This is a genomic window from Flavobacterium maritimum (assembly GCF_040049085.1).
In the GTDB taxonomy this organism is placed as follows: Bacteria; Bacteroidota; Bacteroidia; order Flavobacteriales; family Flavobacteriaceae; genus Flavobacterium; species Flavobacterium maritimum.
Map to the genome: position 1 here is coordinate 1 of NZ_JBDLZY010000003.1, position 24,721 is coordinate 24,721.

17 protein-coding genes and 1 tRNA gene are annotated in these 24,721 nt (G+C 36.8%); 9 read left to right on the top strand and 9 right to left on the bottom strand.

Features of this window, described 5'->3' with window-relative positions:
• Positions 1 to 729: 729 nt before the first annotated feature.
• Both ABEB23_RS07400 and ABEB23_RS07405 read right to left on the bottom strand, forming a co-directional pair.
• Entirely contained in the window at positions 730 to 1,425 is a 696-nt protein-coding gene (locus ABEB23_RS07400) for an O-methyltransferase (RefSeq protein WP_348811883.1), read from the bottom strand.
• Between the two features lie 84 nt (positions 1,426 to 1,509).
• Positions 1,510 to 1,589: transfer RNA gene (locus ABEB23_RS07405), tRNA-Leu, on the bottom strand.
• A 219-nt stretch (positions 1,590 to 1,808) separates the two neighbouring features.
• On the opposite strand from ABEB23_RS07405, the gene ABEB23_RS07410 reads away from it, so the two are divergent.
• The 3 genes from ABEB23_RS07410 (at position 1,809) to pth (ending at position 4,429) form a co-directional block, all read left to right on the top strand.
• Positions 1,809 to 2,750 (top strand): ribose-phosphate pyrophosphokinase, encoded by a 942-nt coding sequence (locus ABEB23_RS07410; protein ID WP_348811884.1) that lies wholly within the window; start codon positions 1,809 to 1,811, stop codon positions 2,748 to 2,750.
• Positions 2,751 to 2,872: 122 nt separating this feature from the next.
• Positions 2,873 to 3,484, top strand: coding sequence for a 50S ribosomal protein L25/general stress protein Ctc (locus tag ABEB23_RS07415; protein WP_348811885.1), 612 nt, complete (start codon positions 2,873 to 2,875; stop codon positions 3,482 to 3,484).
• Between the two features lie 318 nt (positions 3,485 to 3,802).
• A complete protein-coding gene (gene pth / locus ABEB23_RS07420; protein WP_348811886.1) occupies positions 3,803 to 4,429 on the top strand; it encodes an aminoacyl-tRNA hydrolase in 627 nt (208 codons plus the stop codon).
• A gap of 54 nt (positions 4,430 to 4,483) precedes the next feature.
• On the opposite strand, the gene ABEB23_RS07425 is transcribed toward pth, so the two are convergent.
• The gene (locus ABEB23_RS07425) at positions 4,484 to 7,192 is read right to left on the bottom strand and encodes a zinc-dependent metalloprotease (protein ID WP_348811887.1); all 2,709 of its coding nucleotides are present in this window, start codon (positions 7,190 to 7,192) and stop codon (positions 4,484 to 4,486) included.
• 216 nt (positions 7,193 to 7,408) lie between these two features.
• Here ABEB23_RS07425 and ABEB23_RS07430 point away from each other — a divergent pair, with 216 nt between their 5' ends.
• From ABEB23_RS07430 to ABEB23_RS07450, 5 genes are all read left to right on the top strand, one after another.
• Entirely contained in the window at positions 7,409 to 8,338 is a 930-nt protein-coding gene (locus ABEB23_RS07430) for a bifunctional riboflavin kinase/FAD synthetase (RefSeq protein ID WP_348811889.1), read from the top strand.
• Between the two features lie 115 nt (positions 8,339 to 8,453).
• Positions 8,454 to 8,903 carry a hypothetical protein gene (locus tag ABEB23_RS07435; protein WP_348811890.1) on the top strand — a complete coding sequence of 150 codons (450 nt, stop codon included), beginning with the start codon at positions 8,454 to 8,456 and terminating at the stop codon, positions 8,901 to 8,903.
• 91 nt (positions 8,904 to 8,994) lie between these two features.
• Positions 8,995 to 9,432 (top strand): hypothetical protein, encoded by a 438-nt coding sequence (locus ABEB23_RS07440; RefSeq protein WP_348811891.1) that lies wholly within the window; start codon positions 8,995 to 8,997, stop codon positions 9,430 to 9,432.
• Positions 9,433 to 9,526: 94 nt separating this feature from the next.
• Positions 9,527 to 10,612 (top strand): biotin synthase BioB, encoded by a 1,086-nt coding sequence (gene bioB / locus ABEB23_RS07445; RefSeq protein ID WP_348811892.1) that lies wholly within the window; start codon positions 9,527 to 9,529, stop codon positions 10,610 to 10,612.
• 91 nt (positions 10,613 to 10,703) lie between these two features.
• Positions 10,704 to 11,573, top strand: a complete 870-nt coding sequence (locus tag ABEB23_RS07450; protein ID WP_348811893.1) for a cupin-like domain-containing protein — start codon at positions 10,704 to 10,706, stop codon at positions 11,571 to 11,573.
• A gap of 27 nt (positions 11,574 to 11,600) precedes the next feature.
• Here ABEB23_RS07450 and ABEB23_RS07455 read toward each other — a convergent pair whose 3' ends face one another.
• Both ABEB23_RS07455 and ABEB23_RS07460 read right to left on the bottom strand, forming a co-directional pair.
• Positions 11,601 to 15,509: a RemA C-terminal-like gliding motility protein gene (locus ABEB23_RS07455; protein WP_348811894.1), complete on the bottom strand. Its 3,909-nt coding sequence runs from the start codon at positions 15,507 to 15,509 to the stop codon at positions 11,601 to 11,603.
• Between the two features lie 290 nt (positions 15,510 to 15,799).
• Entirely contained in the window at positions 15,800 to 19,078 is a 3,279-nt protein-coding gene (locus tag ABEB23_RS07460; RefSeq protein ID WP_348811896.1) for a RemA C-terminal-like gliding motility protein, read from the bottom strand.
• A gap of 303 nt (positions 19,079 to 19,381) precedes the next feature.
• On the opposite strand from ABEB23_RS07460, the gene ABEB23_RS07465 reads away from it, so the two are divergent.
• Positions 19,382 to 19,870, top strand: a complete 489-nt coding sequence (locus tag ABEB23_RS07465; RefSeq protein ID WP_348811897.1) for a regulatory protein RecX — start codon at positions 19,382 to 19,384, stop codon at positions 19,868 to 19,870.
• Positions 19,871 to 20,085: 215 nt separating this feature from the next.
• Here ABEB23_RS07465 and ABEB23_RS07470 read toward each other — a convergent pair whose 3' ends face one another.
• The 4 genes from ABEB23_RS07470 to ABEB23_RS07485 all read right to left on the bottom strand — a co-directional run bounded on the left by ABEB23_RS07470 (position 20,086) and on the right by ABEB23_RS07485 (position 24,675).
• A complete protein-coding gene (locus ABEB23_RS07470; RefSeq protein WP_348811898.1) occupies positions 20,086 to 21,270 on the bottom strand; it encodes a beta-ketoacyl synthase N-terminal-like domain-containing protein in 1,185 nt (394 codons plus the stop codon).
• 243 nt (positions 21,271 to 21,513) lie between these two features.
• Positions 21,514 to 22,785, bottom strand: a complete 1,272-nt coding sequence (gene bioA, locus ABEB23_RS07475) for an adenosylmethionine--8-amino-7-oxononanoate transaminase (RefSeq protein WP_348811899.1) — start codon at positions 22,783 to 22,785, stop codon at positions 21,514 to 21,516.
• A gap of 57 nt (positions 22,786 to 22,842) precedes the next feature.
• Complete coding sequence (gene bioD, locus ABEB23_RS07480) at positions 22,843 to 23,460, bottom strand: dethiobiotin synthase (protein ID WP_348811900.1); 618 nt, start codon at positions 23,458 to 23,460, stop codon at positions 22,843 to 22,845.
• 69 nt (positions 23,461 to 23,529) lie between these two features.
• On the bottom strand, positions 23,530 to 24,675 hold the full coding sequence (locus ABEB23_RS07485) for an aminotransferase class I/II-fold pyridoxal phosphate-dependent enzyme (RefSeq protein WP_348811902.1): 1,146 nt from the start codon (positions 24,673 to 24,675) through the stop codon (positions 23,530 to 23,532).
• Between the last annotated feature and the right edge of the window lie 46 nt (positions 24,676 to 24,721).

Consider the following 24,721-nt stretch of genomic DNA (forward strand, 5'->3'; position numbering starts at 1 on the left):
CTGCGTTGTTGCGGGTGCAAAAGTAGCAACTAAATCCGTTTTAACAAGCTTTTTTAAAGCTTTTTTTTCATGTTTTTCGCCTTTTTAAACTAACTCACTGATATACCGTTTTTTGTAACACAAAGTTTTTTAAAGCCCAGGGGATTTGTCGGGATTTTCTCTTGCTTGGGGCTGTTTTTCGCTATACTATATATATGTAGCCTGCTTTTCTTCTTTAGACTGAGGATTCGAAAAAAGTGCTCCTCATATATAGTAAAGGTGTTTCTCCCCCCTCCCGCGTTAGGGATAGCAGCGTAAAGCCCACAGCCTGATGCAGTGAAACGAAAGCAGGCGAGGACTTGAAGCGTATAGCCCGACCCTAAATAAACAAACCCGCTATTTCCTTTTCGAAATAACGGGTTTGTTTATTGTAGGGAACGCCAAAATTGATTTAATTACTCGTAACGGATCGCTCTGACTGGCGAAATCTTTGTTATTATATATGACGGAATTAATAAAACTAAGTGGTTTCCTCAACAAATAATCATGATTCCCGAAGCAGCAAAATCATTATCCGACCTGGAAACCAACAAAACGAAAAAACAGTCCTATATATAGGTAGCGGTCAAGCCTGAGTTTGATACGCCGTATCAGGCAACTTTATAAAAGCACACTAGAGAACCCTTAAATTAAAAATCACCACCTGACACAACTACTTATCTTGGCCCAATCTGCTTTATAAACCAAATTTTAGATACTATTCTTTTTCGTAACGATAATCAGCCCTGTAGACCAATTCATTTTTGTTAATCTTAGATCAGTTCGTTTTTCCAGATACCCGACAAGCCTATCAACATTCTCTTGATGATTTACTGGCCAGTTTGACTGAGGCAACATATCATCAATAATATACAACCCGCCAGGCTTTAATAAATTTAAGGTTTCGTCTACGGTTTCATATTTTCCCGGCCAGGCATCCGCAAAAATTAAATCAAATTTTTCTATTTGATTCGCCTTAATCCATGTATTTGCATCTTCACAAAGAATTGCAACCCTACTATCCGATTCAAAATATTTCTTTGCGATTGACAAATAATCTTCATTATTATCTATCGAAACAACCCTAGAGCCATCGTCTATACCATCCAATATCCAAGAAAGCGACAACCCTGTTCCTGTTCCCAATTCTAAAAATACCCCGTTTGGCTTAGAGCCCACAAGCGTCCTCAACAAACTCCCCGTCTGCAAGTCGGAAGGCATTGAGAACTTAATCTTTTCTGACGCAATTAGAATATTTCCATAATCAGCTGGCATTACAATTCGTTCATCATTCATCTTTTCAATATTATTTAAGCTTTTAATATCTGGAATTCCCCTAACACAACCGCTCCCAACATCTCTACTACAATGTTTCATCACACCAAGAAACTCTTTCTCTCCAAACAAATATAAATAAATTTCAGAATAATCGCACAATACTTTCCCACCAAGACATAAAAAAACCGCCTCGTTAAAAACGAAGCGGTTTTGTACCCGGAGCCGGAGTCGAACCGGCACGGTTTCCCACAGGTGTTTGAGACCAGCGCGTCTACCAATTCCGCCATCCGGGCTTAGCAGACAGAAATAAAAACAATTATCTCAACGCAATAAAAGATGTGATTGTTATCAAATCAACCATCGATTCCTTTAACACGGTGCAAATGTAAAAAATAAAATTAAATGTTCAACTAAAAATACTTAATTTTTTCCTTTCAGAGTTGAATTAATTTCATAAATTTGCACCTCGTTAAAAACAACACTCAGCAACTAACTACAAAACAACAAATTAAATGTCACACCTAGAACCAGAAGCTAAAATTTTTGCTTGTTCACAAAGTGTATATCTAGCGGAAAAAATCGCGGAAAAATACGGAATCCCTTTAGGTAAGGTTACCATGTCTAAATATAGTGATGGTGAGTTTCAACCTTCTTACGAAGAATCTATCAGAGGATTACGCGTTTTTATTGTTTGTTCAACTTTCCCAACTGCCGATAATTTGATGGAATTATTGCTTATGATTGACGCCGCAAAACGCGCATCAGCAAGACACATCACAGCAGTAATGCCATATTTTGGATGGGCAAGACAAGACAGAAAAGACAAGCCTAGAGTTCCGATAGGAGCCAAATTAGTAGCTAATCTATTGAATGCTGCAGGTGCAACAAGAGTAATGACGATGGATTTGCACGCAGATCAAATACAAGGATTCTTTGAAAAACCGGTAGATCACCTTTTTGCATCCACTATCTTTTTACCTTATGTAGAAAGTTTAGGCTTAGAAAATCTGACTATCGCTTCCCCAGACATGGGAGGTTCAAAAAGAGCCTATGCGTATTCTAAATTTTTAGAATCGGATGTAGTAATCTGCTACAAACAACGTAAAGCGGCCAATGTTATCGACACCATGGAATTAATTGGTGAAGTAAAAGGCAGAAACGTGATTTTAGTAGATGACATGATTGACACGGGAGGCACTTTGGCGAAAGCCGCTGATTTAATGATCGAAAAAGGTGCATTAAGCGTAAGAGCAATCTGTACTCACGCCATTTTATCCGGTGATGCTTACGAGAAAATTGAGAATTCTAAATTAAGCGAGTTGATTGTTACCGATTCTATTCCGTTGAAGAAACAATCAAACAAAATAAGAGTGTTGAGTTGTGCTCCTCTTTTTGCCGAAGTTATGCACATGGTGCACCACAACAATTCCATCAGTGGAAAATTTATAATGTAATAACTTAGTCTTAAAGCCGAAAGTCTTAAAGTCAAGAGATTATAGCATTTTTTACACAGCTTAAAGCCTATTGCTTAAAGCTTATTGCCAAATAAATTATTTAATAACTATATTTTTTTACAATGAAATCGATTACAATTAAAGGATCAGAAAGAGAAAGCGTGGGTAAAGTAGCAACTAAGGCCTTACGTAATGCTGGATTGGTTCCTTGCGTATTATACGGAGGAAATCAGGCAGTTCATTTCTCAGCAGAAGTTATGGCTTTCAAAAACTTGGTTTACACTCCAAACGCACACACAGTTGTGATTGATCTTGGAAACGGAAAATCATTCAATGCCATTTTACAAGATATTCAGGTTCACCCTGTATCTGACAAGATTTTACATATTGACTTCTTTCAATTATTTGATGACAAAGAAATCACTATGGAAGTTCCTGTGAAAATCGTTGGAACATCTAAAGGTGTTCTTGCAGGTGGTGTTTTACGTTTGAACACTCGTAAATTAAAAGTAAAAGCTTTACCAGCAAATCTTCCTGATTTTGTTGAAGCTGACATCACTCCACTTGAAATGGGTAACAAATTGTACGTTACGAAACTTGTTTCTGACAAATACAAATTGATGCACCCAGACAACACTGTTGTATGTCAAGTAAGAATTTCTCGTGCGGCTATGAAAGCAGCTCAAGAAGCAGCAAAAGCAGCAAAAGCTCCAGCAAAAGGAAAGAAAAAATAATTCTTTTTTTCAATCTTCAAGAAAGCATCAGTTACACAACTGGTGCTTTTTTTATTTAATCAAAACTTGTTTCATATTCTATTTGGAGCACCACTACCTCTTTTCAGAAGAACTTCCCTCCTGCTGTACGCTATATCTTTTTATCCTGACCAAGACCTATCTTTACAAAACAACATAATAACTCTTTTACGGTTATCTTTCACTTCCAAATTTAAGTCACGTTCTACTGAATCCAAATTCCATCTAGGATTCAAAAAACATCGAAAAAAAATCAGTCTGTTTTATTCTAATACATAGGCATTAGTTTATTTTTGCAGCATGATAAAATGGATATCAAAACTGTTCCTATCCACAAAAACAGCAGACAATACAGATTATATGAAGAAATTTTTAATAGTTGGACTTGGCAACATTGGTGCCGAGTATGTTAATACGCGACACAATATCGGTTTTAAGATAGTTGACTTTCTGGCCAAGAAAGAAGGACTGACATTCGATACAGTAAAGCTAGGCTCCCTTGCTGAGTACAAATTTAAAGGCAGGACTTTTTTACTCCTAAAACCTAACACCTATATGAATTTAAGCGGGAAAGCTGTAAAATATTGGATGGACAAGGAAAATATTCCACTGGAAAACATTCTGGTTATTACAGATGATTTAAACCTTTCTTTTGGAACCATCAGAATCAGACCTAAAGGCAGCGACGGCGGACACAACGGATTAAAAAACATTAATCTTGTCCTGAACACCCAAAACTATACCCGTTTCCGTTTTGGTATTAGTGACGAATTCAAAAAAGGAAAGCAAATTGATTATGTCCTTGGTGATTGGGATGACGCTGAAAAAGCAGCCCTTCCGGAACGATTGGAACTGGCTTCCGAAATTATAAAGTCCTTCGGAACCGCAGGGCTCGAAAACACCATGACGTCCTTTAACGGAAAATAAAAAAAGGGAAACAGTTGAACTGTTTCCCTTTACATTTTTATCTATTTTTTTTGATTACTCAATCACAATTTTTTTCACTTCTTTCCTGTCACCGTCAATAACCGTCAACAGATAAATCCCTGCCTGTGCACTTGTCAATTGGATGTTTTGATTGAAGCTGGATGCATTCTCAAATTTATTCTCAAAAATTTTCCTGCCCAATATATCGTGCACAAAAACTGTTACACCTGTCGTAGATGTGCTTGAAAACTGAATATTAAAATTACCCTTGTTAGGATTTGGATACAAAACAAAATCATTGATTTCTAAATCAGGTGTCCCCAAAGTAAACGTCTGTGTACATATCGTTATCGAAGCCGAATCAATTTTGCCTGTCTTTACAGCATCAACATCACGGACTCTGAGTGTCCAGACTCCCGAAGGATTTTGACCATTCAACACGCCTAAAGGCTCAAATGGAGCTACAGTTTGAAGCGTCGTCGTTCCACATGAAAGGGCACTGCCAGAATCATCATAATTCAACAATAAGGTATTACTGGTAGACCCACAACTTCTGTCAAATAATTTTACAGTTGTTCCTTGCGGGCTTACCAATTCGATTTGAACATCGGATAGGTAAGTATGAGTAAACCCAATAGAGAAATTCACATCAGATACTGTTGTGCCGCTTGAAGACGGAACAGATATCGTTCTTGTAGTGTAAGTGGTGGTCCCATCCGGAATACTGATTGGTGTCGAAAAAGTATAGGTATTACAAGTAGATGCAACCGAATAACCGATGGCAAAAGTGGTGCTGTTTACCGCATAATAAATATTATCTGTAGGTTCAATCAGAATTCGACAATTGGTCGCCTGAATAGCCGGTACTGTAATAGTTTCTGAACCGTCATTAGCCGTATTGGCTTTTAAAACCGTGGAAAAAGTCAATCCTCCATCAGTTGATAATTTTATATTTACGTTGGCCGATCCCGATAAAGAAGCAGTGTTATTCACGCTCCACGTAATTGTTTGACTCGTTCCCTGCGACCAGCCTAGATTAGCAGTGTTTTGAGAAGTAACCGCAAATGGTCCAGCTGTCCCGCTCACAGTTACAATCATAGCATCTGTACTTGTTTGCGCATATCCTTGCGCTGCATTGTCTCTGCCTGTTAAAGTGAAATGCAAAGTTCTTGCAATATCTGAAACAGATTCCCAAGTTGAAGTTAGCTTATTTGCCAAAACATTGCTTAAAGCCGGCATGTATCGCACAGATGAACTGACCGGTTTAAAGGATCTAAAAAGAGGACCATCTGGTTTGGTCGAAAAAGCAACACTGCTCGCCCCACTTTGTGTACTGGCGGAATCATTTTGCTCCCAACAGTAGGTAAGAGAATCACCATTAGGATCAGAGCCTGTTCCCTTCAAAATAAAAGCAGTCCCTTTTGGAATGGTATAATCGGCACCGGCACTAATAGTTGGAGTCTGACTTGTTAACGTCTGACTCGTTCCACAACTCTTATTTGCAAGATTGGCTTGTATTTGGTTAATACTAACATAAGTAAAGTAATCGTCCGAATTGTTTTGTACACTATAATCCCCAATTCCTGCATAGCCCATAATAGTAGAACCACTTCCCGGCTCAACATTTACACCATCTCCTTCAATAGCATCAGAAAAGGTATGATTTGCTCCCAATTGGTGACCCATTTCATGTACCACAAAATCAATATCAAATGTATCCCCTTCAGGTTTACCATCAGCAGGAGAAGTATAAGCACTCCCCTTTCCATACTCATCGTCAATAGACGGAGCCACACAAACACAACCAATACAACCCGCATTTCCGCCACTCCCGGAAGCCCCAAACAAATGACCTATATCGTAATTTGCGTTCCCTATTGTGGCAGTTAAATTTTCTTGCAATTCCAGACTCCAAGCACCTTCAGAACCATCCGTTATAGTATTATTAGGATCATCGATCACAGCATCAGAATAAGGATCCGTTACAGCATTGGTATATATTATATTTGTATTATTCCCTATAATAATCAACCTAAGTGCTAGATCTTTATTAAAAATACCGTTTACTCTCGTCATAGTTGCATTCATGGCCGCTAAAGCTCCGGCAACAGTACCTCCATGGTAGGTCGTATATTCTGCCGTACAAGACAAGGCCAATCGAAAGGTTTTATAAACCCCATTGCTGGCTGCCATCTTGCTGGTTTTACTTAGCAATTGTTTATTAAGCGAAACATCTTCGGTTTTACAGCTAAAAGGCAAAGAACCTTTTTTTCGACTTTTAGAATCAAAAACTACATAGGCTTTTGAACCTTGAGAATACTTTTCAATAAATTCAGTATCATTTTCTCCCCTTAAAACCATCGTTTGTATACCCTGTGGTGAAAAACTAAAGCTAATTGAAGCTCCCGGATCAGTAATTCCAATACCTTCATAGGCACGGATCTCGGGATATTTTGCTTGTAAATCAGACTCAAAATTAGAAGACTCCCAAACCGAAAATTTTTCTAAAACACCATTTTTATTAGGAATCTCAATCACTGTTTCATTTTCTTTGACTGCCTTCCCCTGAACAGCAACCAATGATTGCTTCATCGTCGCTTCATCCAATTCAAAAACCAGTTGATTGGCAGTATCTAATTTGGAGTGAATTCTGTCAGAAATAGCAATTCTGTCCTGGCTGATTTTTTTCCAAGGAGAGCCTTTTTGAGCATGAATTTCTAAAAAAGAAATAATGGTTAGTAAAAACAGGATTATTTTCTTCATAATTTGGAAAAGATTTGAAATTCAAAATTAAACCATTTAATTTAATTTAGGAGTTTCTGCTCTGCATTTTCAATTTAAAAGACTAATTCTATTGCTCTTTCGTCTCTTTTAGCGAGTATTTTTCAATCATATACCTAAATCTGCCGAAAATCAATTCTTCTTATCTTTAGATTTAAAATAGATAGTATAAATTTGCAGCATTATAAAACATTTGCTTTGAAAATTTTTCATTCTATAAACGATTTCAGTTCCTCAAAAAAAACTATCCTTACCCTGGGTACATTTGATGGCGTGCATATCGGACACAAAAAAATTCTGGAGAGAATCACTCAAAACACCGAGAACGGAAAATACGAGAGTTTGGTTCTCACTTTTTTCCCGCACCCAAGAATGGTGTTACAGGAAAAATCGGAAATAAAACTACTCAATACGATCGACGAAAAAATTGATTTGTTAGAAATGGCCGGAATTGAAAATCTTGTTATTCATCCTTTTGACGAAAAATTTTCACGTTTGACTGCTGAGGAATTTGTTAAAACTGTACTTGTAAATCAATTTAATATCCACAAAATAATCATCGGTCATGATCACCGCTTCGGCAGAAATCGGACAGCGAACATTGATGATTTAATTGCCTTCGGAAAACAATATGGCTTTGAGGTGGAACAAATTTCGGCTCAGGAAATTAATGATATTTCCGTAAGTTCGACAAAAATTAGAGTTGCATTAGAAGAAGGAGATATCGCTCTAGCAAATGAGTATTTAGGCTACGACTATTTTCTAACAGGAACCATTATTAAAGGAAAACAACTGGGAAGAACTATTGGTTTCCCAACTGCTAATCTGAAAATCGAAGAAAATTATAAGTTAATTCCACGAAACGGAGTTTATATTGTTAGCAGTATTCTTAACAATAAACGGTTTTTTGGCATGATGAATATCGGATACAACCCTACAGTCGGAGGAGAAAATCAATCTATTGAAATTAATTTCTTTGATTTTGATGCCGATTTATACCACCAAAAAATAACGGTCTCCATTTTACACCGAATCCGTTCAGAGCAAAAATTTGACTCGGTATCACTTCTTAAAACTCAATTAGAAATAGACGAAACAACAGCAAGAACCTATATTAACAGTTTTTAATTACATAAAAAATCTTTTGTCAAACTTAAAAAGATCAGTTTATTTTTTGTAAATTTGATAGCTAATGAATTGTTTATCAGTGCAGTATTATTTTTAACTTTTTAAAACTAATCTCATGAAACTACCAAAAGAACTTTACAACGGATGTATCATTTTTCTCGGAATTGGTTTTTACTTTTTATTAATGGAAGCTGTGGGACTAGCTGATTTATTCTACCTACGTCTTCTTAATATCCTTTTTGTATTTTATGGAACCAATAGAACCTTAAAATCCAATTTCAAAGAAGGCAAAATTATTTTTACCTCTAATATATCTTCCGCATTGCTCACATCGGTGACAGGAGTAATTTTAAGCATAGTAGGTTTAATTACTTACAGTTTTGCAAAGGGAGGAGACTTATATGTGCAATCATTATCAAAAACTTTTTTATTTGGAGGGAACCCATCAGTAATGACGTACTCAATAAGTTTGCTTTTTGAAGGAATCGTCTCTGCCGTAATTGTTTCGTTTATATTGATTTTATATTGGGAAACTCGTTATACTTCTGACAAACACTCCAATTAAAAAATCATCCCAGATTACACTCGGCAGAAAAAATCAGCCATTCCATACCGTCCAAAATGAATACTATTTTTAATTTTTAAAATTAGATCACATGAAACTACCTAATGAATTATTAAACGGAGCTATTATTTTCATCGGAATCGGAATCTATTTTTTACTGATGAACGTCTTGGGTTTTGCCGATTTATTTTATTTACGCCTCCTTAACATATTTTTTGTTTTTTATGGCGTGAACAGGACAATCGGAATGAACCTTGCAGAAGGTAAAAAAAATTTCGTTTCCAATGCCATTTCTGCAATGATCACTTCACTTACAGGAGTTGTTTTAAGTATCATTGGATTAGTTATTTACAGCTACATGAACGGTGGTGATTCCTATATAAAAACATTACCGAAAACTTTTTTATTCGGAGGAAATCCATCAGTAAACACCTATTCCATCTGTTTGCTTTTTGAAGGAATAGCATCATCCGTTATTGTCACCATGTTATTAATGCTCTATTGGAACAACAGTCATGCAACGGATTAACTTTAGCAAATCATTGTTAACAGGCATTTCAGGTCTATTACATTGCTTCTTTAGAACAATTTGATTACTTTTGGGGCATTAAAAAATCCTATCGATGAGTATCACAAAACACAATTGGACAAAAGAAGAAATCATTGCAATTTATAACAAACCTATGATGGACTTGCTCTTTGAAGCAGCTACAATTCATAGAGAGCATCATGATCCAAATGTTGTTCAAGTTTCAACACTATTGTCTATAAAAACAGGCGGTTGCTCAGAAGATTGTGGGTATTGCCCACAAGCTGCACGCTATGATACCGACATCGAAGGAAATAGTTTAATGTCTGTCAACCAGGTGAAAGCCCAAGCTTTAAATGCAAAATCAGGTGGTTCATCACGTGTTTGTATGGGAGCTGCTTGGAGAAACGTAAAAGATGGTCCTGAATTTGACCAGGTCCTTGAAATGGTTCGTACCATTAACAAAATGGACATGGAAGTATGTTGTACACTTGGAATGATTACTGAAAATCAAGCACAACGTTTAGCCGAGGCCGGTTTATATGCTTACAACCATAATTTAGACACTTCAGAAGAATATTATAAAGAAGTTATCTCTACCCGAGGGTTCCAAGACCGTTTGCAAACCATAGAAAATGTTCGTAAAACCAATGTTACCGTTTGTAGCGGAGGAATTATTGGGATGGGAGAAAGTATTGAAGACAGAGCCGGAATGCTTGTGGCCCTTTCTACTTTAAATCCTCAGCCGGAATCAGTGCCTATCAATGCATTGGTTGCCGTAGAAGGAACTCCATTAGAAGAACAAAAACCAGTAGAAATATGGGAAATGATTCGAATGGTAGCAACCACCCGAATTGTTATGCCAGAAACTCAAGTAAGACTTTCTGCAGGAAGAATGGATATGAGCCGCGAAGGTCAGGCCATGTGCTTTTTTGCAGGAGCCAATTCGATTTTTGCCGGTAGCAAATTATTAACCACTCCAAATCCAGATGTAAATGAAGACATGAAAATGTTCGAAATGTTGGGTTTAATGCCTCAAAAGCCTTTTACAAAAGTGGTTCAACCCCAAACCGTAGAAGCTGCCGATTCACAATTTACCGCTTTAGGAGAAAAACCAAAATGGTCAAGACCAGGGCACACAATTGAGAGAAATCTTGAAGCTTCTGTAAAGAATAAATAGAAATAATTTCAATATACATTAAACGTTTTCCTACTTTTGCTCTTAGCTTAAAAACTAAGGGCATTTTTTTTTAATTTTTAATTTCAAATCCATGAAAATAAATCTTACTGAAATAGAACGCGTTGCAACCATTTCGAAGGAAGATTTTTATGCTAATTATGTAAAAAAGCAAAAACCGTTAGTTATTGAAAAACTGACAGAAGATTGGCCCGCACATAAAAAATGGAAACTCAACTATTTCAAATCTATTGCAGCTGAAAAAGTAGTTCCGTTGTATGATGACAGACCCGTTTCTCATAAAGATGGTTTTAATGAAGCTCATTACAAAATGAAAATGGGAGATTATATTGATCTGCTGCAATCAAAACCTACCAATTACAGAATATTTCTTTATGATCTGATGAAGGAAGTGCCCGTACTTCATAAAGATTTCCAATGGCCTGATATAGGACTGCGTCTGATAAAACAATTGCCCATGCTTTTTTTTGGGGGTGAAAACTCAAAAGTGTTCATGCATTTTGATATTGATTACTCCAACATACTCCATTTTCATTTTGACGGTAAAAAGCAATGTATTTTATTCGATCCTGATCAGACTCCTTATCTATATAAAATTCCTCATTCATTAATCGTTAGAGAAGATATTGATTTTGACAATCCTGATTTTCAAAAATGGCCAGCTTTAAAACATGCCAAAGGATACATTTGCAACCTAAATCATGGTGAAATGCTATACATGCCCGAAGGATACTGGCATTATATGAAATACATAACTCCCGGATTATCGATGAGTTTACGCGCCTATCCCCGAAAATTCTCCAGTCTTTCTTACGCCGTTTACAATCTAGTATTTATGCGTTATTTTGATAATTTAATGCGTAAACTAAAAGGGCAACGATGGATTGATTATAAAAATGAAAAAGCGGTCCTACGTACACACAAAAACTTAAATATCAATTAACACATAGATACCCAATCTTATCATCTGTTAATTTATAACTTTCTTCACCACAGTATTACCGTTTTTCAAAACTGTTTTCACTAAGAGTACTCCTTGACTGCATGTCAAATCAAAAATTGTCAATTCAGTATCTTCTACTTTTTTCCTTTGATAAACTAGTTTTCCTGTCAGATCATAAACTGTCACACTATCTATGCTTCCATCTAAGGACGTAATTTTAAGCTGCTTTTTTTTATTGAATATCAAAACGGAATTTTTATTCTTATTAAAATCTGACACACTCAAAGTTCTATCTGTATATCTCAAAACAAAACGATCATTAAACGTTCCTTTGGAACTAAAAAACGAATAGGCCTCATTTCTCAAATCATGGATATTATTTGTTTCCTTGTCTTCAATAAAAACAGACTGATTTTCAAACAAGCCATCTTTATCATCAATACTTATAGAAAAAGTTCCTTCTATTTCTGTTTTATATCCTAAAGGCACCTCATCCGTTTCTTCAAATGGCAGTGCCCTGGCTTGAATCACTAAACTAACATCTTCATTAATACTATAAAAATCCAAATATTTGTTTCCGTCAACGCTTTCTCCGTCAAAAGTAGTTTCATTTTGATTCGTAGCCCCAGTCGCGTAACCCAGTAAAAGTTGCTTGAAAGCACCCAGGCTATTGGATAAATTTAACCAAAGACGGTGTTTTTCAATTCCAACAAAAGATTTCTTTTTTGTATTTGATTTATAAAACAAAGAATTCTGTCCCACAACACGCATACTGTTATTGAATATGGCCATTCCGCCTCCATTCATACCCGTGACAAAAAAAGCTTGTCCTGAAGCAATTTTACCATCTGGTTTGGTATTATTAACCCCTAAATTTGTTGCGGCACTAGTTCCAACTCCCCCTAAAAGATTATATACAGCATAATCATCTGCGGTGTAAACATAATTGGTAAGTGGCGTATTATGTGTCCAAAAATAAATAGTACCATCAATAATTCCAGTATTCTCTGTCAAAAATAAATCAGCTTCTATTGCCGAGGGATAAGGATTCCCTATCAGATTCCATGTATCTGCCGCAGCAATAGGAACAGAGATGATTCCATTATTTGGAACGCTAGAAAAAACCGCTTCATAAACTGTTGAAATTGTATTCGAAAAATTCTCCGGACCCCGAATAATATATCCTTTTCCTAAAACCATTGTGTTGGTAACCGTTTCGTGAACCCAATCATCTGCAGTGGCGTCGTAGGAATAAAATTTACTGCTGGAAGTATTCGGAGAAAGGGAAATCAATTGCTGGTTTGAAACGGGCGAGGACCAATACGTATAATCTGATTTCAAAATTGGGGTCGTTTGCCTTTTAAGCCGAACATTTCCTGTATTTACAATTTGGTCATCAGATTGGTATAAAGAAGCATTGTTTTCTAGTACCAAGGTACCCGAACCCGAATAATCAAAAACCAACCCCAAGGTATTTTCATTCGGAATCGTTACCGTATTTCCCGAACTGATTGTACAGGAACAAATAGTAACTGAATTCAAAGAAGGATAATCGGCGTTGAAGGTAACCACTTTACCAGCGGAAGGCGGACCATTGCTCCAAGCGGTTCCGTCCCAAATCGTGCTGCTGGTACATAATTTAATTCGGGCTACGCGATGTTTGGTTATCCCTGAGACTGAATTAAAGTTTCCGCCAATCATAACATAATAATCTGGTGTAAAACAACTGCTAAATAACGTCCCATTTAAGTTTACCGAAAAAGTAGTGTCATAAATACCGTTAGGAAGCAATCTCAACATTCTCTTCACGGTAGTTCCATTATAATTTCCAGAAAAACTACCTCCTATTAAAATACGATTATCTGGCTGGATTAAAATTGTCCGAACCTCTCCGTTACTAAAACCTGTTCCCGTTGCAAAAGAATAATCTAAGCTTCCGTCTATATTTAATCTTGCCATGCGCTTTATAGTAGCTCCGTTATAATTTAAAAATGTTCCGCCAATTAGTAATTTATCATCGGATTGTATGGCCATTGCATACACATTCTTATCAAAACCGGAACCTACAGAAAAACTTAGATCAATACTTCCATCTGTGTTCAAACGAACTAATCGGTTATGAGTACTACCATTAAACGTCGAAAACCTCCCGCCCACTACAATTTTTCCATCCAGTTGCAACAAAACTGTTTCAATAATAGCATCCGCACCCAAACCTGCATCAAAACTTTCATCAATACTTCCGTCAGCTAGTAAACGAATAATCCTGTTAACCGAGGTTCCATTAAAATTCGTAAAATTTCCTCCAATTATAATTTTACCGTCCGGTTGCAATGCAATTCCATAAATCTGATTATTGGATCCGGTACCAACATCAAAGGTCAAATCTAATGATCCATCCGGCAGAATACGCGTAATCCTGTTCGCAGAGGTACCATTGTAATTTGTAAAACTGCCGACCAGAACAATTTTATTATCCGATTGTATCGCAGCATTTCTAATTAGTCCGTCTGCTCCAGAGCCAGCACTATTGAAAGTAGGATCTAATGTTCCGTTTTCTAATAATCGGGCAATTCTTGATGAAGCAGTTCCATTAAACTTTGAAAAACTTCCAAAAGCCATTACCTTATTATCCGGCAATGAAAGTATTTTTAAAACCGAATTATTAAAACCTACGCCAGCTGTAAGGTATCCAATATCAAGCGTTCCAAAAGCATCAATTTTAGCGAGCCTTCCCTGATTTTGCGAATCAAAAACAGAAAAAGAACCGCCAATGTACCAGGAATTATCGGGCGACCCTGCCAAAGCATAGACTGTTGCTGACGAAGGACCTGAACCGATATCAAATAGGGAATCCAGTACCCCATTGCCATCTAAAAGTACCAATCTGTTTACATCCGTTCCATTATAAGTTCCCGAAAACGAACCTCCTATTCTAATTGCACCAGCAGCATCCACCTTAATCACAGCGACGCCTCCATTACTAAACCCCGATCCGGAAACAAAACCAGTATCAACAGAACCATCGGTATTTAAACGGGCAATTCTGTTAGCCGGAACTCCATTATAATTGGTAAAAACACCTCCAACCAAAATCTTCTCATCGTCTTGTATATCAAGGGCAGTAATAGAATCGTCAAAGCCTATTCCTGTGGCAAAAGTACCATCTATACTGCCGTCCGTATTTAATCGAACAATTTTACCGCTATTTGGAAAACCATTAAAAGAGTCAAACGATCCTGCTACAATTATCTTCCCATCAGATTGAATTTGTACTTCTTCGACACGACCACTGGCTCCGGAACCAGCTACAAAAGTAGTATCTAAATTTCCGTCCGGTAAAATACGAGCCACCCGATAAGCACTTAATCCATTATAGGTTGTAAAACTTCCGACAATAATAATCTTACCATCAGATTGTAAAGCCGAAGCATACACAATCCCACTACTTACGGCTATTGAAGTATTGAAAGAAGCATCTTGGGATCCATCGTTGTTCAATCGAATTAATCTTCCAACAGCAGAACCATTATAAGAAGTAAATGTTCCTCCCAAGATTATTTTACCGTCCGCTTGCAGTAAAGAGGAATATATTTTGCCATTGAAACCGGTTCCCAAAACAAAGGAATCGTCCTTGGTTCCATCCGGATACAATCGACTCAAAAAAGAAGTCGAAGCTCCGTTAAAGTTTAGGTAATCACCGCCTACTATTAATTTTCCATCCCCTTGTAAAGAAAGAGTTCGCACCGTATTATCAAAGCCATCCCCTAAAAGCCCGTCATCATAAGTATTAAACGTTGGATCAATTTTTCCTTGCTGGGAATAGACTATACTGTTCAAAAGAATCCCAAACAAAATAAGAAAACCGTTTCTTATATTACTGTTAATCGAATACCAATTTTTGCTTTTTAGCTTTAAACAAAATAAGAATATCATAATCACTACTATAAATTATCATTAGATCTAATTGACCCAATTATTGGTTGCAAATATAAATATATGCGTTTATTCCTACAATACCGATATTTAGTGATTTGTTATTCCAAAAAAAATAATCCGTATTAGCGATTACCGATAGACATTTTAAAGATTGGAGAGTATAAATAATTCAGAAAAAAAACAAGAGTACCATTATACATAAAACACTGTGTAAAAAAAAATCCCATCCTGTTTACACAAGATGGGATTATTATTATTATTATTATTATTAACTTATTATTAATTTTCTAGTAGACTACTTTATTGCTATAGGTTTGACCATTTTGCAACAATACCTTCACAATTAAAGTTTGTTTAGCTGAAACTAAATTCGAAATTACAAATTCATTACTGTTTACTTTTTCTTTTGTAAAAATCTGTCTTCCTAACAGATCATATACCCAAACTTTATCTATCAAATCTTCGTATGAATTGACTTTTAATTGTCTCTCCTTAACCGAAACTATAAACTTATTGTCTGCAATTATTGATTCATCTGTTCCTAATGTTTTATCTGTACTTTTATAACGCAATACAAAACGATCGTTAAAGTTTCCGATTCCGGTTTCAAAAGAATAGGCTCCCTCCTTCAAATCATGAATAATTCCAAGTTCTTTATCTTCCAGATAAATTGGAGTTTCACTGGCATTAAAAACTCCTTCTTTTGAATCTATATTGATATTAAATGTCCCTGCTACAGAGCTAAAATAGCCCAAACGCACCTGGTCATCATCATTAAAGGCTTCTCTTCCTTGTATTTTGTAGGCAGCATCATCGATAAACGAATAAAAATTAACAAAATTACCGGCATCAGTTAACGAACCATCATAGCCATTGTCATACCCCATTGTTGCATTTTCAAAATAACCGACCAATTGCTGACTGAACATACCGTCGGCATTTTGTAAATTCAACCAAAAACGATCTTTTTCTATCGCCTTAGATTTTGCTTTTACAGACTGTGTTTTGAAAAATTGGGTATTAGCGGTTGAAGGATTTGTTGCTCTCATCGAATTATTGAATGTCACGGTTCCAGCAGCAGCAACTCCAGCAAAAAAACCTTGTCCAGATCCAATATATCCGGATGGTTTAACACTTTTGGATACACTCGGAGTACCTACACCAGTTCCAATCCCACCAGATAAATTATACATTGCATAATCATCTACAGTATAGTTATAAGCCTCAGGTCCCGGATTCGTAACAGAAGCATTATCTTTATGTGTCCAAAAATAAAGTGTACCACTTAACGTCTGATTGATACCTGTTCCTCCATAAATATTGGCAAGAATGAACTCATCTGCCGAAATAGCTGATGGATATGGATTCCCAATTAAGTTAAAACCAGCTTGATTACCAGTTGCTCCTGGACTTAATAAAACTGGAACTGCGACAACACCGTTGTTTACAGCACCACTAAAAACAATCGATTCTGTTCTTGGAAAACTTCCGGTTGTCGGCCCCATAATAATGTACCCTCTACCTCGAGTCATAGTTGACACTCTTTTCCAATCATCTCCATTATCATCAAAACCATCTGCATTTAAATCCATAAAATTTTCTGGATGATACTCGTAAGGCCTCCTCCAGTTTGGGAATGTTGTCGCAATACTGGTACTAACGCTCAGCGGACTTGACCAATAAGTATAATCATAAAGCTCAAATTCTGCTGTCGTCTTATTGACGTTGATGGTTCCGTTATTCGTTACATTACCAGCATCATTTATCATCACCAGAGAACCTTGGTTTTTTATTTCTAACGTTCCTCCAGTATTTACAGTCAAATGATTTTGAATAGTTACAAATTTCTCATTCTGAATAGTCAATGTTGCCCCACTATTGATAGTCAAACTACAAGCCTCAATATTTGGGTTTGAAGCAGTGTTATAATTTCCATTAATTATAGCGGCTTTACTAAGTGTTGGGACATCATTGCTCCATGAACTTCCATCCCAAGTTGTAGTTGGAGATGATGCGATTACAATAGAGCTAGAAGCTGATGAAGTACATGTTCCATCTGTAGCGGTCACAGTATAACTATTTGCTGGTGCTGTAATTGTTGCTCCCGATTGAACAACTCCCGTTGAAGGCGTGACTGTATAAGCGTAAGCCGCATTATAATTTGTTATGGTGAAACTTCCGTCTGTCGCACATGTTGCTGCTGTAGCTCCACTCAATGCTGGTGTAGCAGGCAGAACATTCACCGTTACTGTTGTTCCTGCTGATGGTAAACTTGAACAAGTTCCGTTACTAGTTATTACAGTATAGGTACCGTTTGTTGTGGCGCTATAAGTTATGCTTGTAGCTCCGGGAATAGCTATGCCTCCATTATACCATTGATACCCTGATGCTGCAGACGAAGTCAATGTTACGCTACCCCCTGCACAGAATGTTGTTGAACAACATGTTGATATTGTTGGTGTAGCGGGTAAAGCATTAACCGTTACCGTTGTTCCTGCTGATGGTGAACTTTCGCAAGTTCCGTTATAAGTTTTTACAGTATAGGTACCGCTTGCTGTCGCGCTATAAGTTGTGCTTGTCGCTCCGGAAATCAAAACGCCTCCATTATACCATTGGTTTCCTGATGTTGCTGATGAAGACAATGTTACACTTCCCCCTGCACAGAACGTTGTCGCCCCAGTAATTGTTGGTGTTGCAGGCAATGGATTAACTGTTACTTTTATAATTTGAGAATTGGAAAATGGCTGACTACCATAATATGTCACACATGTAAGAGTTACATCATAAGTACCAGCTGCAGCATTTGTAATAGTTGCGTTTGCCGTATTTGCATTAGCCACTGTAAGACTTGGAGTTGTTGTCCATGTATAATTCGCTCCATTAATAGCCCCGTTAGCTGTGGTTGTCCCGATTCTCCCTGAAACACTACCAGTCAAATTAATTGCATTTCCAAAACAAACAGGAGAATTTGAAGATGCGTTGGCTGCAAATGTACCTCCAGAAGCAATCACATCGGCGAATGTAGGTGTGGAGCCACCACCACCTGTACAATATGCAAAAGGTATCCCTCCTATTGAAATTTCTATATTGTTATTACAAGTCCCATTTCCAGGTGTAGGCAATCCTCCAGCTCCTACTTCGACAACAGTATTAGCTTGTAAAGCTAAAGTAACTTTGTTTGTAAATTCAATTTTTGCTAAAGGACTGAGATTAGGTGTAATAACAATTTTTGGAGTCTTAATTGTAAAAATACCAGTTCCAGAACCACCATCCAAAATCAAAGTCCCGCTAATTGTAACTGTACCCATCAGTGTAGTGGTTAAATTGGCAGTACCTATCGTTATAGTGTGTCCTGACTGAATAAGAACAGTACCTGTACCTGTATTTTCCCCAGGATATCCTTCTCCAGCTGTAGGAGTAACCCAAGAAGAACCATTCCAACGTTCCCAGCTACTTAGGGTAGTCCAGTTTCCTGTACCGGCAGATTGATAATCTCCAATATTTTGAGCAACAGCAATAAATTGTGAAAGAACTAAAAAAAGAGTGAAGAGTAGTTTTTTGATCATATTTTCTATTTTATTCTTAAATGAACTTAATTTTAATGCTATTATATTGCTCTGAAAAAAATAATATTAACTCACAAAAAGAAGTTAAAAAACAGAATCGAATCGAATAAAGTCGTTGAAATGCCTATTTTCTCGTTGAAGTGCGTTTTTTCAACAACTTGTTTAAAATTTACATTGCTAATAAAAATTTATTGTAAGTATTTTAGTAAAAAATATATTTCGGATAAATGGACAGTTATTTTCCGTTTAAATATCTCTTATGTTCATAATAAATAATTAATTTCCCATCTTTAAAAATGCCAAATGACAGTCATTCCCACTATAAAAGAAGCCATTCAAAAAATAGAGCATTATTGCGCCTATCAGGAACGTTGTCATGACGAAGTGGTTACGAAATTACGAACCATGAAACTGTCTACAAATGAAATAGATGAAATCATAGTACATCTTATCAATTCCAATTTTCTAAACGAATCCCGTTATGCTTGTAGCTTTGCCCGAGGAAAACACCGCATCAAGTTTTGGGGAAAAATTAGGATCGTCAATGAATTAAAATTTCGCCACATCTCGTCCTACAACATCAATTTGGCACTCAAAGAGATTACCGCGGATGAGTACGACACCACTTTTACTATACTATCCGAAAGGCATTGGGAAAACATAAGAGAAACCAATATCCAGAAAAAAAGAAAGAAATTTTGCGACTATATGTTACGGAAAGGGTTTGAGAGTACTATCGTTTATGAAAAAGTTAGGGAATTGGAAAATTGGAACTCAGATGACGCGGATTAAACGTTTTTGAATATTGGTTTATAATTTTTAACCGCAAAGAGCGCAAAGTTTAACGCAAAGTTCGCAAGGTTCCTGAACCAAAAACCCATTTAAGATTGTTAACCTGTAAAGATGCAAAGCTCGAAAGGGTTTTGAACCATTTAAGAGATAGAAGTTTTTTTAAAAAATCTGTGGAAATTAGTTTAATCTTTGGTTGTAAATAGCAAACAATATATTTAAATACTCAATAAAACACTCACCGCATTTCCTCCAAAACCTACTGCATTCACTAATACTTTTTTGATGGGTTTTGTTTGTGTTTGTGCTTCCGCAAAAGGGACTCCGAAGAATGTATTATGTTGCATCATCAAGATGGCCATTTCTAAACTCAAGATTCCCGAAGCACCAAAAGTATGTCCAATTTTCCATTTGTTAGTAGTCAATAAAGGAAGGCTTTTGCTACCCGAGACTGAAGGGCGAACTGACGAAGCAAAGACTTTCTCGATAGCTCTATATTCGGTCAAATCACCTTTTATGGTTCCTGGAGCATGCATCACAATGGCGTCCACTTCTGATAAATCAGTGTTTTGTAATGCCATTTTCATCGATTTCTGAAAACAGGTCGCTTCTGCCGAAATGGAAATATTGTGCTCCAAAACTTCAGTGGCATATCCGACCCCTTCTATAAAAGCAAGTGCATTTTCTTTTTTGCCCAATTCCAGACAACAAACAGCCGCTCCTTCACCAAGAATCATCGTGTTTTGTTTTTTCTCTAAATCAAAAGCACGATTAGGGTAGTCTGTTTCGTTATTTGAATAAATTTTTAATGCCCGCATTTGGGCAATCGTAAAGTCTGTTAAAGGAGCCTCACTTCCACCCACTAAAAATTTATCAGCCATGCCTGAGCGAAGCCATGCTACTCCGTTTAACAGAGCGTGCAATGCAGTAGAGCAGGTTATAGAATGCGAAATTTCAGGACCTGAACTTTGTAAATCATGCGCTACCCAAGAAGAAATATTCCCTAAAGTAGTTGTTGGCGATGCCAAAGTTTGCGCTTTACCGGTTTCTAAATAATCCTGATGGTGTTTTTCGAATAAATCGGTAGCGCCACGAGACGAACCTATATTGATTCCGAAAATATCATTTGGTGTCCAACCCGCATTTTGTATTGCTTTTCGAGAAGCAGCCATAGCATATAAAACTGATTTGTCCAGGAATTTATATTTAATGTCCGATTGTTGTAAAGTTTCAACAATATGCCTTGAATCATCATCTAAGGGAGCCACCATTGTATTTTTATTATCTAAAAAAAGTTCCTTAAAACAAGTGCTGTCATTGAGGTAGTTTTCCCAAATAGTTTCAGCGGTATTCCCTAAAGGCGAAATGGAGGCAATGGCAGTTATGGAGATTGTTTTAGACAAAATACTGTTGTTTTTTGTTGAACACGAATTTCACTAATTCGCTTTAATTATTAAAATGCAAATTTAGCAAACCAATCTTCCAAGAGACGATGAAAACCAATTCTTTTATAAAAAATTCGTGGAAATTCGTTAAATTGATGTTATCCGCATTTTTAGCCCTGATAGCAGTGGAAATCCTTTATTATCTCCTTTCTTTAAGGAGATAATAAAGATTGCAACGAATAGCAGGATTAGCTTCAAAAATTAAACGGTCTCCAAGGCTTTTTCGACAACTTGATATACTTTTTGCAATTGCTCATCCGTAATAATGTAAGGGGGCAAAATATAAACAATATTACCAACTGGACGTAGGATTACTCCGTTCTCAATGAAAAAATCATATAGTTTGTTGCGCAAGGTTCCGTAATAACTCGCGGAACTTTCCGTTTTGACTTCCAAGGCAAAAATGACTCCGAGTACTCTTGTTGTACTTACTTTCGGGTGCTTCTTGATATGCTCCTGAAAACCCAAATGTCTTTGGTTCACCCTACAGATATTATCTTGCATTTCATTGGTTTGCAACAGTTCCATACTGGCCAAAGCCGCAGCGCAGCCCGTTGGATTCGCGGTAAAAGTATGTCCGTGAAACAAGGCTTTGTTGATATCATCATTATAAAAAGCATCGAATATATCTTGTGTAAACGTGGTAATCGCCATAGGAATAGTTCCTCCTGTCAGTGCTTTCGACAAACACATCATATCAGGTTTTTCAACCAAATAATCTGTCGCAAAAGTTTTACCTGTTTTACCAAATCCGGTCATTACCTCATCGGCAATAGTAAGCACCTTGTTTTCCTGACAAATTCGCATCAATTCCTCTAGTGCCTCCGGCTCATACATCACCATCCCTGCTGCTCCCTGCACCAAAGGCTCAAAAATAAAACCGGCACAATTGTTATTTTTCAAGGCTTCCCGCATAGCATCAAAACTGGTTTGCTCCTGCCCTTTCACCGGAACCGGAATCCGAACCACCTCTATAAACATTCCTTGGAAAGCTTGCGTATAAAAGGAAATTCCACTCGCTGCCATGGCGGCAAAAGTATCTCCATGAAATGCATTTTCGAAAGCAACAATAGTAGTTCTCTTTTCTCCTTTGTTAAAAAAATACTGTAACGCCACTTTTATGGCCACCTCAACAGCAGTCGAACCATTGTCTGAAAAGAATATTTTCTGTTGATTTTTTGGTAAAATAGCTATCAATTTTTCGGCTACCAAAACGGCCGGCTCATGTGTAAATCCGCCAAAAAGTACGTGCTCTAAAGTCGTTAGTTGTTTATAAATTGCCTCAGCGATAAATTTATTGGAATGCCCGTAAGGATTCACCCACCAAGAAGCTATCGCATCTACGTATTCCTTGTTGTTTTCATCCCATAGCAAAGCTCCTTCTCCTTTTTTAATGGCAATAGGAAGTGCTGCCGTTTTGTGTTGGGTATACGGATGCCAAAGATATTGGCTGTCCCTTTCTGTTAAAGTCATTGATGTTGTTTGTATTAAATATAGATTTTTATCTAAATCTATGTTTTATGATTTCTCTCAAAGTTCTAATAAGTTTTCCCGAAATAAATCGGCATATTCCCGAATAACATTGGGGTCAAAATATGGTTCTTCTTCTATTCTTCCAATGCATTTTAAACCTGTTTTACTCAAAATTATTGCTTCAGAAGATTTGTTTTCCTCTCCAGAAAAGACAATTCCTGCAACATTAATTTTTCTGTTTTGCAAGGCTTCTATTGTAAGCAAGGTATGATTGATGCTTCCTAAATAATGACGCGAAACCACAATCACCTTATAATCGGGTTGAATCAAATCAATAACGCATTCTTTTTCGTTTAAGGGAACAAAAACACCTCCAGCACCCTCTATTACCAGATGATTGTCTGTTTTGGGTTCGATGATTTTATGCAAATCAATAACAATTCCGTCTAACTCTGCTGCCAGATGCGGGCTTGCCGGCGTATTCAGGGCATAACTGTTTTCAAAAATCTGTGTCCGCGAATTAGAAATGTATTTTTTTATTTTGTGACTGTCTGAATTATTCAAATCGCCCGCCTGAATGGGTTTCCAATAATCAGCTTCCAATGATTCTGTTATAATGGCCGAGACAATGGTTTTGCCTACATCCGTTGATATTCCTGTGATGAATAGTTTCATTAAATTATTATTTAACCGCAAAGTTCGCAAAGAATTCACGAAGTCTGCAAAGAAATTAAAATTGATAAATCAGTTTGCAAAAACTAAGGCACACAACAACTCTAAAACCTCCGATATTTCTTCTTTCGAGTTAAAACTATGCAAACAAAAGCGCAATCGTTCCTGCCCTTCGGGAACGGTAGGAGACAAAATAGCTTTAACATCAAAACCTTTTTCCTGTAACTGACTCGCAATAGATTTTACGCTTTCATTTCCCGGAATAATAGCCGATTGAATAGCCGATTTACTTCTGACGAAAATCGGTTTCAAACTTAAACTGTTTTTAACTTGATTAAAATGTATACTATTAGCTTTGAGCTTTTCTATAGGTTGATGATTTTTTTCTAAAAATTGATAGGCGACTAAAATCGTGGCAACAGAATGTGGTGAAAGTCCGGTGGTATAAATAAAACTTCGGGCAAAATTTACCAAATACATTTTCAATTCAGGAGAACCCAAAATTGCGGATCCATGGCATCCCAAACCTTTTCCGAAAGTCATGATTCGGGCAAAAACCTGAGTTTGCAAACCTAACATTTGAACAAGTCCTTCCCCTTTTTCACCAAAAACACCCAAAGCATGCGCTTCATCAATGACGAGATAACAATTGTATTTATCTGAAACCGCCACTAATTCTTCGAGATTTGGTGTATCACCATCCATAGAAAAAACGGACTCCGTAACAATATAGATAGTGGAATTTTGATTTCTTAAAATCAACTTTTCTAAGTCCTCAAAATCGTTGTGTTGAAATTTATAAGCTTTGGCATTGGACAATTGGATTCCATCCCTGATGGACGCATGACACAATTCGTCATATAAAATCAAATCTCCTTTTTGCGGAACAGAACTAAAAAAACCAACATTAGCATCATAACCCGAATTGAAAATTAAAGCTGATTCCGATTGATGAAACTGTGCGATATAAGCTTCCGCTTCCTGATACAACTTATGGTTTCCCGAAAGTAAGCGGGAACCAGTGGCACCATTTTGAATAATCTGACGGCTGGTTAAATACTGATGAGTTTCATTAAAAATTATCTCAGATTGAGACAAACCCAGATAATCATTTGATGCAAAATCAATTAAATTGGTAACGGCCGGTAATTGCCTTAAAGCATTGTTTTGCTTTCGGACTTGAAGCTTGGCGGATAAATGTTCTGGGAACTTTTTCATAGTCCACAAAAATAAACAACTTTTTCGGTTTACTTATTTTGTATGA